This is a genomic window from Acidovorax sp. 1608163 (assembly GCF_003669015.1).
In the GTDB taxonomy this organism is placed as follows: domain Bacteria; phylum Pseudomonadota; class Gammaproteobacteria; order Burkholderiales; family Burkholderiaceae_C; genus Acidovorax.
This window is the reverse complement of record NZ_CP033069.1, coordinates 485931-497861: the sequence shown is the minus strand read 5'-3', so window position 1 is coordinate 497861 and position 11931 is coordinate 485931. Positions and strand designations below refer to the sequence as shown.

13 protein-coding genes and 1 tRNA gene are annotated in these 11931 nt (G+C 62.4%); 3 read left to right on the top strand and 11 right to left on the bottom strand.

Translation table 11 applies throughout. The annotated features are described in order from the left end of the window. Positions 1-17 precede the first annotated feature (17 nt). The 6 genes from EAG14_RS02235 to EAG14_RS02210 form a co-directional block, all read right to left on the bottom strand. Positions 18-1343 (bottom strand): FIST N-terminal domain-containing protein, encoded by a 1326-nt coding sequence (locus EAG14_RS02235; protein ID WP_121727935.1) that lies wholly within the window; start codon positions 1341-1343, stop codon positions 18-20. 72 nt (positions 1344-1415) lie between these two features. Then, positions 1416-2327: a PhaM family polyhydroxyalkanoate granule multifunctional regulatory protein gene (locus EAG14_RS02230; RefSeq protein ID WP_121727934.1), complete on the bottom strand. Its 912-nt coding sequence runs from the start codon at positions 2325-2327 to the stop codon at positions 1416-1418. A gap of 103 nt (positions 2328-2430) precedes the next feature. Then, positions 2431-2940 carry a copper chaperone PCu(A)C gene (locus tag EAG14_RS02225; RefSeq protein ID WP_121727933.1) on the bottom strand — a complete coding sequence of 170 codons (510 nt, stop codon included), beginning with the start codon at positions 2938-2940 and terminating at the stop codon, positions 2431-2433. A 64-nt stretch (positions 2941-3004) separates the two neighbouring features. Next, complete coding sequence (locus EAG14_RS02220; RefSeq protein WP_240456907.1) at positions 3005-3550, bottom strand: YcnI family protein; 546 nt, start codon at positions 3548-3550, stop codon at positions 3005-3007. Between the two features lie 152 nt (positions 3551-3702). Beyond that, positions 3703-6039 (bottom strand): TonB-dependent receptor, encoded by a 2337-nt coding sequence (locus tag EAG14_RS02215; RefSeq protein WP_121727931.1) that lies wholly within the window; start codon positions 6037-6039, stop codon positions 3703-3705. 78 nt (positions 6040-6117) lie between these two features. Continuing rightward, positions 6118-6483 (bottom strand): DUF2946 family protein, encoded by a 366-nt coding sequence (locus EAG14_RS02210; RefSeq protein ID WP_121727930.1) that lies wholly within the window; start codon positions 6481-6483, stop codon positions 6118-6120. Between the two features lie 295 nt (positions 6484-6778). Between EAG14_RS02210 and EAG14_RS02205 the strand changes: the two genes are divergently transcribed. Both EAG14_RS02205 and EAG14_RS02200 read left to right on the top strand, forming a co-directional pair. Beyond that, positions 6779-7153 (top strand): TraR/DksA family transcriptional regulator, encoded by a 375-nt coding sequence (locus EAG14_RS02205; protein WP_121727929.1) that lies wholly within the window; start codon positions 6779-6781, stop codon positions 7151-7153. 76 nt (positions 7154-7229) lie between these two features. Then, entirely contained in the window at positions 7230-7604 is a 375-nt protein-coding gene (locus EAG14_RS02200) for a hypothetical protein (protein WP_099742216.1), read from the top strand. A gap of 120 nt (positions 7605-7724) precedes the next feature. Here EAG14_RS02200 and EAG14_RS02195 read toward each other — a convergent pair whose 3' ends face one another. Further along, positions 7725-8279 carry an Rrf2 family transcriptional regulator gene (locus EAG14_RS02195; protein ID WP_121727928.1) on the bottom strand — a complete coding sequence of 185 codons (555 nt, stop codon included), beginning with the start codon at positions 8277-8279 and terminating at the stop codon, positions 7725-7727. Between the two features lie 148 nt (positions 8280-8427). Between EAG14_RS02195 and nhaR the strand changes: the two genes are divergently transcribed. Continuing rightward, positions 8428-9324 carry a transcriptional activator NhaR gene (gene nhaR, locus EAG14_RS02190; RefSeq protein WP_121727927.1) on the top strand — a complete coding sequence of 299 codons (897 nt, stop codon included), beginning with the start codon at positions 8428-8430 and terminating at the stop codon, positions 9322-9324. Positions 9325-9577: 253 nt separating this feature from the next. On the opposite strand, the gene EAG14_RS02185 is transcribed toward nhaR, so the two are convergent. The 4 genes from EAG14_RS02185 to rpsD all read right to left on the bottom strand — a co-directional run bounded on the left by EAG14_RS02185 (position 9578) and on the right by rpsD (position 11890). Beyond that, positions 9578-9654 (bottom strand) — tRNA-Met (locus EAG14_RS02185). Between the two features lie 21 nt (positions 9655-9675). Further along, the gene (gene rplQ / locus EAG14_RS02180) at positions 9676-10068 is read right to left on the bottom strand and encodes a 50S ribosomal protein L17 (protein WP_099656876.1); all 393 of its coding nucleotides are present in this window, start codon (positions 10066-10068) and stop codon (positions 9676-9678) included. A 92-nt stretch (positions 10069-10160) separates the two neighbouring features. After that, on the bottom strand, positions 10161-11153 hold the full coding sequence (rpoA, locus tag EAG14_RS02175) for a DNA-directed RNA polymerase subunit alpha (RefSeq protein ID WP_099656877.1): 993 nt from the start codon (positions 11151-11153) through the stop codon (positions 10161-10163). Between the two features lie 113 nt (positions 11154-11266). Further along, complete coding sequence (gene rpsD, locus EAG14_RS02170; protein ID WP_099656878.1) at positions 11267-11890, bottom strand: 30S ribosomal protein S4; 624 nt, start codon at positions 11888-11890, stop codon at positions 11267-11269. Between the last annotated feature and the right edge of the window lie 41 nt (positions 11891-11931).

Genomic DNA, 11931 nt, shown 5'->3' with positions numbered 1-11931 from the left:
CGGGCCGATGGCGCACCTCAAGCGTCAGTAAACACCGTGAGCACGCCGGTGTAGCCGTACAGGTGGTGGTGCGCGATTTCACCGCCGGCAAAAAAACCAACCAAGGGCACATCGCCCAGTGCATGGCGCACGATGTGCAGCTCGGCACTGGGGCCACCAAAGTGCGGGCCGCCCCGGCCAGAGCAGCTCACGTAAATGGCGCCCCGGATGGTGCGCCCCGCCAGCGGCGGCGTGTCTGCCAGGCCATTGGTACCGGGCGCTGGGGCCGCCGTGCCAGCGGCATCAGCGGTGCGGGCCCCACCCTCTGCCAGCGGCGCGTGCTCCAGTTCCTCGGGCGATAGTTCTTCGCGGATTTCGGCGCAGATGCGCATCAAATCGGCCCGCGCCGCCGCCACATTGCGCTGGCAAAACGCCAGGTGCATGCCGGGCAGCACCGGCTCGGCCAGGGCCACGCCACGGCGGGCGCCGTCCAGCCCCACGATATGGCGCACCCGCGTGTCGGTGCCAAAGTGGCCGGTGCGCTGGCGCCCCATGGGCTGGGTGCCCGCATCGACCAGCCCGGCCAGCGTAGCGCGCACCCGCCGCAGCGCGGGCTGGGGGTCACCACCGTCCAGCGTCACTTGCAGAGTGTCCAGCAGCACGTCCAGCGCGGGTTCGTGGTCCAGCTCCAGCACCACGTTGTCGTTGGCTGCAGTGATGGTGCGAAGGGCCCCCACGGGCTGGCAGCCTTGGGTCACGCGCGAGAGCAAGGGCACGCGGGGGCCAAAGGCCACGCCCGACAGGCCGCCATCAAACACCCCGCTGGCAGCGCCCTGCCCGGCCAGGTTGCCGTTGCCCGCCACAGCAAACTGCACGCTGGCCGCACGGCTGGCACTCAAGCCTCCAAAGAGGTAACCCGTCTCGGTACGGCCCGCCATTTCGTGCAGCAGCTCGGCCAGCTCGGGCGTGTGCCCGTCGGCGTGCACCAGCGCCGTCTGGGCCACAAAGCCGCTGGCCGGGTGGCGCGGCAGCGGCGCCACGCCAGAGAACACGCGGTATTGGTCTGCAGGCACATCGAGCAGCATGACCGACAGCGCGGGCTCGTCAAAATACTCGGCGTTGTTGGCCGACACGCCCACGCCCACGGTGCCGCTCCAGTCGGTCACCTCGGGCAGCTCGCTGGCCAGGTAGTCGAGCAGTTCACGCGAGTCGTTGGCGTAATGGTCGGTGATGTACAGCAGCCCCAGGGTGGGCGCGGCGGCATACATGGGCAGCGCCATTTGCGCACGCAGCTGCGCCAGCACCAGCGCTGCCGCCATGCGCCACTGGGGATGGGTGGCGTGGCCTGTAGGAAAGAGGGTCATAGTGCAACGACTTTAGCGCGCCAGCGGCGTCTGCGCCCAGGCGCTGGGCTTGACCACGCGCTGCTCGGGAGTTCAGCCCCGGCCGCGAGCAGCCTTTTTGGCGGCGGCTGGCTTTTTGGCGGCAGGTTTTTTCGCCGCCACTTTGGGGCTGGCCGCAGGGGCGCGGCGGGCGGGCTTGGCGACGGCCTTGGGGGCGGTGGCGGTCCTGGCCGGTGCTTTCTTGGCCGGGGCTTTTTTGGCAGATGCCGCCTTGGCCGGTGCCTGCGCCGCACGGGCCGCTTCTTGCAGGCTGTGCACACCCTGCGCGGCCAGGTGGCTGGCCATGTCGGTGGCTTTTTTCAGCGCGTCTTTGGCAAAGTGCTGGGTGCTGTCGAGGGTGCTGCTGTGCTGGGCCGCGTCCTTGAGGGCGTGGGAGGCGATCTCCTGAAACTGGGTGGTCAGCGCGCTCCACCAGTGCAAGGGGTCCACTACGCCGGGCTTGGGGGCGTCGGGCTCTGCGGCGGCCTCTGCCGTGGGGCTGGGGGCTGCGGGCGGTGGTGGGGGCGCGGGGGGTGTCGGTGCCGGGGCAGGCTCTGGCGCGGCAGGCTGCGGGGCTGGGCTGGCGGCCGCACGGGCTGCGCCGCTGAAGGTCTCGGCCGCTTTTTGCATGCCCTGCATCACCGAATCAGCCCCCTGGAACTTGAACGCATTGGCCACGTCGCCCATGCTCATGTTCATGCCCTGCAAGGTGGCCAGCGTCATCTTCTGCACTTCCAGTGCCTGGATGGTGGCGGTGAGTGCGCGGCTGTTTTGCTCCAGCCAGAACTGCACGGCTTTGAGTTCGTCAATGCGCTTTTCCAGTTCTTCCACGCTGAGGGTGGGGGCCACCCAGTTGGAGAGCTGGGGCATTTGTGGAATGCCGCTGGACGCGCCTTTGGCGAGGCTTTGCAGGAAGTCAAAGCCGGGGACAAATTTGCCAAAACCAAAGTGTGAGGTATCGCTCATGGCCGCTGCGCTTTCTGGTGGAGGATGCTCGGCAGCTTACTCCACCAGGCGGCACATGGCGATGCGTGCCGACCCCAGATTGCGGGGCCGGGTGCAAGGGCGCTCAGTGCTTGTGGGCTCCGTGCTGGTGGTCTGCCGCTGCGGGCGCCGCCGCAGCGCCGGGGGCCGTGGTGGCCACGGGCAGGTTCAGCTCCTGCTTGCTTTCGGTGCCCTTGGCGTCCTTGAAGGTGAGCGTGACGGGCACGGTGGTGTCTTTGGCCAGCGGGGCCTTCAGGTCCAGCAGCATGATGTGGTAGCCGCCGGGCTTGAGTTCGACGGTTTTGCCAGCGGGCAAATCCAGCACCGGCAGGGCCCGCATCTTCATCACGTCGCCGTCCATCTTCATCTCGTGCACCTCGGCCACACCAGCGGCGGGGGACGAGGCACCCACCAGCTTGGCGCCTTCGGGGGCCGTGAGCTTCATGAACGCGCCGGTGCCTTTTTGGCCCTGCACGGTGGCACGGGCCCAGGCCCCTTCGACTTTGACGCTGGCGGTTTGGGCAAAAGCAGTGCCGGTCAAGGCAACGGCGCTCAACAGGCAGGCCAGGGCCACAGTGGTACGGATCAAAGACATGGAATCACTCCTAAAAAAACGAAAGACACAGAGACGATAGAAAACCAAGAGGGTGGTGCGGCCATCAATGCTGGTGGCCCGCGCCGCCCGCCTGGGGCAACACTTCCAGCAGTGCGGCTGGGGCCTTGAGGTCGTGCAGCTTCTGGCCTGCCTTGGGGACTTCAGTCCAGTCATTGCGGCCCTCTGCACACACCTGGCGTACGGGCCAGTAGATGGAACCGGCGTTGTCGGGCGTCTGGCCCACCAGCACAAATTCATCATAGTGGGCACTGGGCAGCGCGTCTTCGGCGGTCTTGGCTGTCCAGGTGATGCGTGTGGTGTCCTCCGTCACGCTGCGGCCATGGCTGGTGTAAGGCGTGGCCAGCTTGCTGCGCTGCACCTCCAGCGTCCACCCCGGCTTGGGCTGCGGGCGTGCGCCTTTGAAGCCTTCGGGAATGTCCACCACCAGCTGCCGCGTAGGCGATGCACCGCAGCCGTGGCCGACCTTAAAGGTAGCCTTGTAGCTGGCGCCCGCCGGGGCGACCTGGTATTCGAGCACCACATGGGCCGATGCCGTGCCAAACAGGGCTGTAGCGCTTATCAAGCAAGCGCAAGCAGCTATCTTTTTCATAGTATTCGCTTTCATATTTTGACCTTTTCGTTTCAACGGTTCATTGCCTTAAAAACTGACGCTCGCCAAGGCCAGTGCCACCGCGGAACCGGCTTTGCCGGGCCGCTGGAGGCGTCCCCCTGGGGGGATGCGGCGCAAGCCGCTCAGGGGGTTTACAGATCTACTTTCAACTCAGCCATGTAGCTGCGCTGCGGGTAGGGGTGGAAGTTCCAGAACTGGTAGTTGTTGAGGTTGTCAATGCCCACGGCGGCGCTGACCTGTTTGGTGATCTGGTAGCGCACGCGCACATCGGTGGTGAAGTAGCGGCTCGCGCCCTGGTAGGAAAAACCGTTGGGGTCACTGTTGTCGAGCGTGCTGTACTGCTTGCCGCTGTAGCGCGCGCCCAGGGTGTACGACCACTTGTCATCGGGCCGGTAGGTGGCCACCGCAGTGGCGCGCCACTCGGGGATGCGGGGCTGCCATTGGCCGACGCTGGCCGGGAACTTGTCGTTGCGCGTGATCTTGGAATCCGTCCAGGTCAGGCTGCTGCCCAGCTCCAGCCCGCGCGCAAAGACGTTGGCGGCCTGGTACGACAGCTCAATGCCCTTGGTACGGATGGCATCCACGTTCTGCACGTTGGTCACGTTGGGTGTGACGAGCACATTGGTTTGCGAGTACAGCGCGTCCTTGGTGCGCTCAAAAAACGCGGTCAGGCGCAGCAGGCCATTGCCCATGTCCCGCTCGGCGGTCAGCTCGGTGGTCCAGCTCTTCTCGGGTTTCAGATTGGGGTCGTTGTTGATGAGCGTGCCGCTGCCGTTGATGCCGCCCTGGTACAGCTCGGCCACGGTGGGCATGCGCACGGCGCGGCCGGTGGAGGCCTTGAGCACCCACAGGTCATTGGCCTGGTAGGCCACGGCAGCCTTCGGCGACACATAGGTCTCGCTGCGCTCGGGGTGGCTCAGCGTGGTGGTGGCGTTGCCGGTCTGGCCATTGCTGGCGCTCCAGCGCTCGGCGCGGGCGCCCAGCACGACCTTCCACCGTGGCGCGATTTTCCACGTGTCTTGTGCCCACAGGCCAATGAGCTGCGTGTCGCCGGTGAAGGCCTGGTTGCGGGCGCCTGCATCACCGCTGATCCAGTTCGTCGTAGCGTTTTCGATAGTGCGCAGCTGGTAGCTGTCGCGCTGCAGGCCAAAGTCCACGATGTGCGTGCCCTGCAGCCCATCGGGCCTCCAGGTGCCCTTGGCGGCCAGCGTGTTCCAGCCCGTGCCCTTGCTGTTGACGATGCGCCCTGCCCCGCCGTTCAGCGCGGCAGGCAGCGCCACGGTAGCGGCGCGCAGGGTGTCGGTCTGGTAGTCGTACAGGCTGGCGGCCACCTCCCAATCAAACACGCCCTGTGTGCGGCTCTTGACCGACAAACCGTGCATGAAATGCGTGAGGTCTTCGTTGGACACATTGAAGTCCGTGGGCGCGAGCGCAAACGAGCGGCCATTGATGTTGACCGTGCCGCTGTAGACCGCATTGCCATTGGCATCGCGCAGGTAGCTGGTGGGCCGCCCCTCGGATGCGTTGTGCCACCAGCCGAAGGTGTAGGCGGCGCGCACGGTGGACGAGAAGTCGTAAGCGATCTTGGCCTTGATGTGGTCTTGCTGCGTGTGGTACTGGGTGGCCGTGCCCAGCAGGTACCAGGGCTGGTTGCTGCGGTTGTTGCCCAGCACTGCGCCCGTCACGGGTGTGCCTGCGCTGCCAACGGTGCCTGCAGACACCAGGCGCGTGGGGAAGGTAAGCGGCTGGCCTTCGCTGTCGGTTTGGTTGAAGTTCAGGAACCACGACCAGTCGCCATTTTTGTTGCCCACCGAGGTACTGACCTGCTTGCCGCCGTAGGTGCCGTTGGTGCCGTTGGTGTTGTACAGGTCAAAAGGCTGGTGCTGATAGCTGACCTGCCCGTGGGCCTCGAACTTTGTCGGCATGCGCGTGACGTAGTCCACCACCGCGCCCACCGAGTTGCCTGCGTAGGCGGCCGAAAACGGGCCGTAGAGCACGTCCACGCGCTCAATTTCTTCTGGCGTGACCAGCATCCAGCGTGGCGCGTTGGTGGGGCCGTTGCCCAGGTAGTTGCTCAGCAAAATGCCATCGGCAAACACCATGGACCGCGCCGGGTTGCCCGTGCCCGAGGCGCGGGTGGACAGCACGGCGTGGTTGTAGTCGCCGATGTAGCGCTTACGCACCAGCAGACTGGGCAGGTACTTGAGGGCGTCTTCGCTGTCGGTGGCGTTGATCGAATGCTCGATCTGCTCGCGCGTCACGCCCTCGATGGTGGTGGGGATCTGCGTGGGCAGCGAGGTGGGCTGCCCGCCGGTGATGGTGACCACGCCCAGTTCCTTGACGGGGGCATGGCTGCTGCCGGCGCTGTCAACGGTCTGGGCAAATGCGGGCACGGCCACGGTGACCGTGAAGGCAAGGACGAGGGGAAAGGCACTGGCCACGGCCAGCGCCATGCGGCTTTTGCGCATGGGAACTCCTGATAACAAGCCAAATAGGCCGCCAGTGCTTATCAATCAAGCGCAAGCAGCTATCAAACAAATAGCAAATCAGGAGAACGCAGGGGGCCCGCGCGGCGGCAGCGGCGCGGCGGTGCGCGCAGCAATGTGCGCGGCAGGAATGGGGCGCAACGCATGCGCCAGGGGATGGACCACAGGCAGCTGGGCCTGCGCGGTGGGCGGCGGTGCGCCGACATGCGCGCACAGGGGGCAGTCCAGCGTGTGGCTGGGCATTTCCTTGGCGCCATCGTCGGTTTTGATCAGCATCTTGATCGCGCCCGAACCCGAGCAGATCAACTCCATCGCCTGAGGGTTGACCAGCGGCGACGCCACCGCAACGCCGATCGACAAAACAAACCACGCCAGCACAAGGCGGGCGAGCCAGCGGAGGCTGCGAATGGTTTGCATAACGCGCATTGTAGAAGCGCATCCCGCAAAACCCTTGATCAGCGTCATGCGATGGCTTCACCACGTGGCTGGCACGCCAGCCATCGCACAGCCAGGTGCGGGCCTGCTCAGAGCTTGACCTCTGTCAACGCATCGCGCATCAGACCAGCGCACCATGAAAGCGTTCAGAGCAGCAAAGAAAGCTCGACAAAGCGGTTCTGGCGACGCGCCGCGTCACAGGCAGTACGGTATGTGCGACAAGACGCAGCAACAACGCCGAAAGAGTTTTGTGAGCCGTTCCCCATCACTTGCAGGAGTTGACCGCATGGACAAGACACAAGCCACTTCGTACCGCCAACAACTGCTGGAACAGCAAGCGGGCATTCAAGCCCAGTTGGCCCAGCAACGCGGCGAGGCCACGGGCCGGGTAGAGGCCGCTGCTGAGCATTTCACGCACGCAGAAGACTCCCGAGCCCAGGTCGCATCAGAGCGCACGCTGGAATTTGCCCTGGAAGACCGCGAGGCAGAGCACCTCAATGCCATCGCCACCGCCCTTGCCCGCATCGACGCAGGCACCTATGGCGAGTGTGCCGACTGCGGCCAGGACATTGCCGCCGCCCGCCTCAAAGCCACCCCAGAGGTTGCGCGCTGCGTGCACTGTCAGGAGGCCATTGAGGCCCACCACAGGCCGGGCCACTAGGCCGCAGCACACCCACCGCACAGGCGTTATTCGATCACCCGTTTCCCTTTTTTCTTCACTTCAAGAAAGTAGACCCATGAGCACTTTTCACGCTGTTGTCTGGATGGACCATTCCGAAGCCCATGTCGTCATGTTTGACCGCGAACATGTGCAAGCACAACGCATCAAGTCCCGCAGCCACCACAAGCACCAGGGCAAGGGCGATGACGCGAGCGCCTTCTTTACCGATGTGGCGCAGGCCCTACACGGCTCGCACGAAGTGCTGCTTTGCGGCCCCGGCTTGGCGCGCAACCAGTTCCGCGACTGGTGCAGCAAACACAGCGCCGCCGTAGCGGCCTCCGTGGTCGATTCAGTGGCTGCAGACCACCCCAGCGACGCCCAACTGGTCGCCATGGCGCGCCAGTATTTCAAGAAGTTTGACAACATGGCGGCGGACCCGTCCATGGCCTGATTCGACCCCAAGCCAAGGGCGACCACGGCTGCGCAAAGCCTGGGGCAATCCCAGGCCTTCTTTTCTGAGCCACCGCAACGGCGACGCGACCTTCGCGCGCCTCTACTCAGGGCTTTGCGCTCAGCGGCGAGGGGCCAGCGGCAAGGCCCCCAAGGCAAACACCGAATTGGGAATTTGCAACCGCGCCATCAAAGGGCGGGCCACCGGGGCAATCCCAGAGGTTTTCCGCAAGGTCTTGGCCTCAGGCTCAGGGGCAGTCACCACGCCCTGCGCTTGCGCTTGCTCCATCAGGTCCTTGAGCGAGACCGATTGCAGATATTCCAGCACGCGGGCATTGAAAGACACCCACAGCTCGCCAGTCATGGCCTTGAGCTGTGCCACCTGGGGGGCGGTCAGGGGCTGGTAGTCGTCCACGTCCATGTTCTCCACCGCCAGAATGATCTCGGCCACGGCAATCTGCTCAGCACGGCGCGCCAGGGCGTAGCCGCCGCCTGGACCACGGGTGCTTTCCACCAGGCCGGCACGGCGCAACGCGCTGAACAATTGCTCCAGGTACGACAGCGACGTGCCTTGACGCTGGCTGATCGTCGTCAGCGACACCGGCTTCATCCTCTGATGCAAAGCCAGATCCGTCATGGCCGATACAGCGACTTTTCCTCGGGTCGTAATACGCATGGCAACTCCTTGTGAACACCCATCTGTGAAACGACTGGCAAGGCTCTCATCGCCTTGCCAGAAACCCACTGTAGTGCGTTCAACACTTCGCGTATATTCGTTTTATTGATAAAAACACTTCGATTTTTGCGATCAATAAGGCAGCACCATGAACTTCAAACACCTCCGATACTTCTGGACAGCCGCCAAGGCCGGTGGCGTCATGCGCGCCGGAGAACAACTGCACACCACCCCCCAAACACTGTCCGGGCAGATCAATCAACTGGAAGAGTGGCTGGGGCATGAGCTGTTTCGCAAGCGGGGCCGGGGCGTGGAGCTGACCAACGAGGGGCGCATTGCCTTGGGCTACGCAGAACAGATATTTGCGCTGAGCGATGAGTTGGAAAAATCCATTCGCCTGCCTCGGGGGCACTCCAAACCTCTGGAGTTCAAGGTGGGGGTGGCAGATTCGGTCGCCAAATCCGTCGCCTACCACCTGCTGGAGCCCGCGCTCGGCATGAAGGAGCAGGTGCACATGACCTGCCACGAGGGCAAATTCCCCGAGCTGCTCGCCCAACTCAGCATTCACCGGCTGGACCTGCTGCTGGCCGATGAGCCCGCCTCCAAGAAAATCGGCGTCAAGGCCTTCAACCATGCGCTCGGATCGTCCAGCATGAGCTTCTTCTGCGCACCAGCACTCAAAAACGAGCTGCAGGGGCCATTTCCACAGTGTCTGCACGGCGCCCCCATGCTCATCCAGGGGCCGCAATCTTCAGTGCGGCAGCAGTTGGATCACTGGCTGAACAAGCACCACCTGCAGCCACGAATCGTGGGCGAGTTTGACGATAGCGCGCTCATGAATGCTTTTGGGCGGGAAGGACGGGGCATCTTCACGTCACCCACGGTGCTGGAACAAGAGACCCAGACCCAATTTGGCGTGGAAGCCATTGGCCGCTCCAGCGAATTGGTGGAGGAGTTTTTTGCGATTTCTGTGGAGCGCCGCATCAGCCACCCCTGCGTCGTAGCCATCACGGAGTCCGCCAGATCAGACCTGTTTGGTCACTGAACGCAGGCAACTACTCCATTGCTCAGAGGACGGCACTCCGAAAGTGCCGCACTGACGCGAGTCCTGGCGCCCCATTCAAAGCCCCGCAAAGGACGGCTCGGGAGACCGCTCAGCAGCACGCTTGGGCTGCGGCACACTGACTCTCTAAACTGCGATAGCAACCCATAGAAAGAGGCGCACGGCCGACGCCTTTACAAACGGGCAAAAAAAAGCCCTCCAAAAGAGGGCTTTTTGATACGGCTTGCGCCATGTTTGGTTGCGCGAGAAGGATTTGAACCTCCGACCTTTGGGTTATGAGCCCAACGAGCTACCAGACTGCTCCATCGCGCGGTAGATTTAAATTATACCCTATTATTCGGCTGCTGCCGAAGAATTTTCAGTTTCTGCAGCGCGATCCACCAACTCAACCAGGGCCATAGGCGCATTGTCACCCACGCGGAAGCCCATCTTCAGAATGCGTGTGTAGCCACCGGGACGCGCGTTGAAGCGGGGGCCCAGGTCGTTGAACAGCTTGGTAACACTGTCACGGTCGCGCAGGCGATTGAAGGCCAGGCGGCGGTTGGCAACGGTGTCAACCTTGGCCAGGGTGATCATGGGCTCGATCACGCGGCGCAGTTCCTTGGCCTTAGGCACCGTGGTCTTGATGGCCTCGTGCTCGATGATCGAGTTCATCATGTTTTGCAGCATCGCAAGGCGGTGCGAGCTGGTGCGATTGAGTTTGCGAAGGCCGTGTCCGTGGCGCATGGTGCTTTCCTTTTTACTTTGATTAAATCAGGCAGCCGTATCAGGTACTGCCCAATGCACTGTTCCCGAAAAGGGGAACCCGAAATTATAACTTAACGCTTGTCCAGGCCAGCTGGTGGCCAGTTTTCAAGCTTCATGCCCAAAGTGAGGCCACGGGAAGCCAAAACTTCCTTGATCTCATTGAGCGATTTGCGACCCAGATTAGGCGTCTTGAGCAACTCGTTCTCGGTGCGCTGAATCAGGTCACCGATGTAATAGATGTTCTCAGCCTTCAGGCAGTTGGCGGAACGCACGGTCAATTCCAGCTCGTCCACAGGGCGCAGCAGGATAGGATCGAACGTAGCACCACCGCGTGGGCCCGAAGGTGTTTCAAAAGCGGTCAACTCGCCGCCTTCCAACTGTGCAAACACTGCCAGTTGTTCCACCAAAATCTTGGCAGATGCTCGCACTGCATCTTCCGCAGTGATGGCGCCGTTGGTTTCAATTTCAACCACCAGCTTGTCTAGATCAGTACGCTGCTCGACACGAGCGCTTTCTACGGTGTAGCTGACGCGCTTGACTGGAGAGAAAGACGCATCCAGAACAATGCGACCGATGGATTTGGTTGCTTCGTCGGCATAACGACGCATGCTGCCGGGCACATAACCACGGCCCTTTTCCACCTTGATCTGCATGTCCAGCTTGCCGCCTTGCGACAGGTGTGCAATCACATGATCAGGGTTGACGATTTCCACGTCATGGGGCGTCTGAATGTCACGGGCAGTCACCACGCCTTCACCATCCTTGCGCAGGCTCAGTGTGACTTCATCGCGGTTGTGGAGCTTGAAGACCACGCCCTTCAGGTTCAAGAGAATGTTCACCACATCTTCTTGCACACCGTCAATCGACGAGTACTCGTGAAGCACGCCAGCAATGGTCACTTCAGTCGCTGCGTAACCCACCATAGACGAAAGCAGAACGCGTCGAATGGCATTGCCCAGCGTATGGCCATAGCCACGCTCGAACGGCTCCAAAGCCACCTTGGCACGATTGTGGCCAAGCTGCTCAACATTGATCGCCTTGGGTTTCAGCAAATTGGTTTGCATTCAGACTTCCTCTCAATACCCCCAGCTCGTTACACCGGTAAGGCTGGTGAAGCGCCTAAACCGCGATGCCTCGCGGTTTAGGAACGGTTTACTCGAAAAATTAGTTCGAGTGATTAGCGCGAGTACAACTCAACGATCAGCGATTCGTTGATGTCTGCACCGAACTCATCACGATCAGGCACCTTCTTGAAGACGCCTTCTGCCTTGTCGGCATTCACATCGACCCACGCTGGCATGCCTACTTGGGCGGCCAGTTGCAGAGCTTCAGTGATACGGGATTGCTTCTTGGATTTTTCACGCACAGCAACCACATCACCCACCTTCACAAGGTACGAAGGGATGTTGACCGATTGGCCGTTCACCGTGATCGCCTTGTGCGACACCAGCTGACGGGCTTCTGCACGCGTGGAGCCGAAGCCCATGCGGTACACGACGTTGTCCAGACGGGACTCCAACAGGAACAACAGGTTCGCGCCAGTGTTGCCCTTCTTGCCGTCAGCAGCTTCAAAGTAGCGGCGGAATTGCTTTTCCAGAATGCCGTACATGCGCTTGACTTTTTGCTTTTCGCGCAGTTGCAGACCGTAGTCGGAAGTACGGGCACCGGAAGTGCGGCCGTGCTGACCAGGCTTGGAGTCGAACTTGGACTTGTCAGCGATCGAACGACGAGCGCTCTTCAGGAACAGGTCCGTGCCTTCACGGCGAGAGAGTTTGGCCTTGGGGCCGAGGTAACGTGCCACTTGAGCTTCCTTTTATGTCATCTACCGCAAACCATTGCGGG

Coding starts and splice junctions, on each gene's coding strand:
- rplQ (WP_099656876.1), bottom strand. CDS start 10,068: ATGCGCCACGGACACGGCCTTCGCAAACTCAATCGCACCAGCTCGCAC.
- EAG14_RS02200 (WP_099742216.1), top strand. CDS start 7,230: ATGAGCACTTTTCACGCTGTTGTCTGGATGGACCATTCCGAAGCCCAT.
- nhaR (WP_121727927.1), top strand. CDS start 8,428: ATGAACTTCAAACACCTCCGATACTTCTGGACAGCCGCCAAGGCCGGT.
- EAG14_RS02210 (WP_121727930.1), bottom strand. CDS start 6,483: ATGCGCGTTATGCAAACCATTCGCAGCCTCCGCTGGCTCGCCCGCCTT.
- rpoA (WP_099656877.1), bottom strand. CDS start 11,153: ATGCAAACCAATTTGCTGAAACCCAAGGCGATCAATGTTGAGCAGCTT.
- EAG14_RS02235 (WP_121727935.1), bottom strand. CDS start 1,343: ATGACCCTCTTTCCTACAGGCCACGCCACCCATCCCCAGTGGCGCATG.
- EAG14_RS02205 (WP_121727929.1), top strand. CDS start 6,779: ATGGACAAGACACAAGCCACTTCGTACCGCCAACAACTGCTGGAACAG.
- EAG14_RS02215 (WP_121727931.1), bottom strand. CDS start 6,039: ATGCGCAAAAGCCGCATGGCGCTGGCCGTGGCCAGTGCCTTTCCCCTC.
- EAG14_RS02225 (WP_121727933.1), bottom strand. CDS start 2,940: ATGTCTTTGATCCGTACCACTGTGGCCCTGGCCTGCCTGTTGAGCGCC.
- EAG14_RS02230 (WP_121727934.1), bottom strand. CDS start 2,327: ATGAGCGATACCTCACACTTTGGTTTTGGCAAATTTGTCCCCGGCTTT.
- EAG14_RS02220 (WP_240456907.1), bottom strand. CDS start 3,550: ATGAAAAAGATAGCTGCTTGCGCTTGCTTGATAAGCGCTACAGCCCTG.
- EAG14_RS02195 (WP_121727928.1), bottom strand. CDS start 8,279: ATGCGTATTACGACCCGAGGAAAAGTCGCTGTATCGGCCATGACGGAT.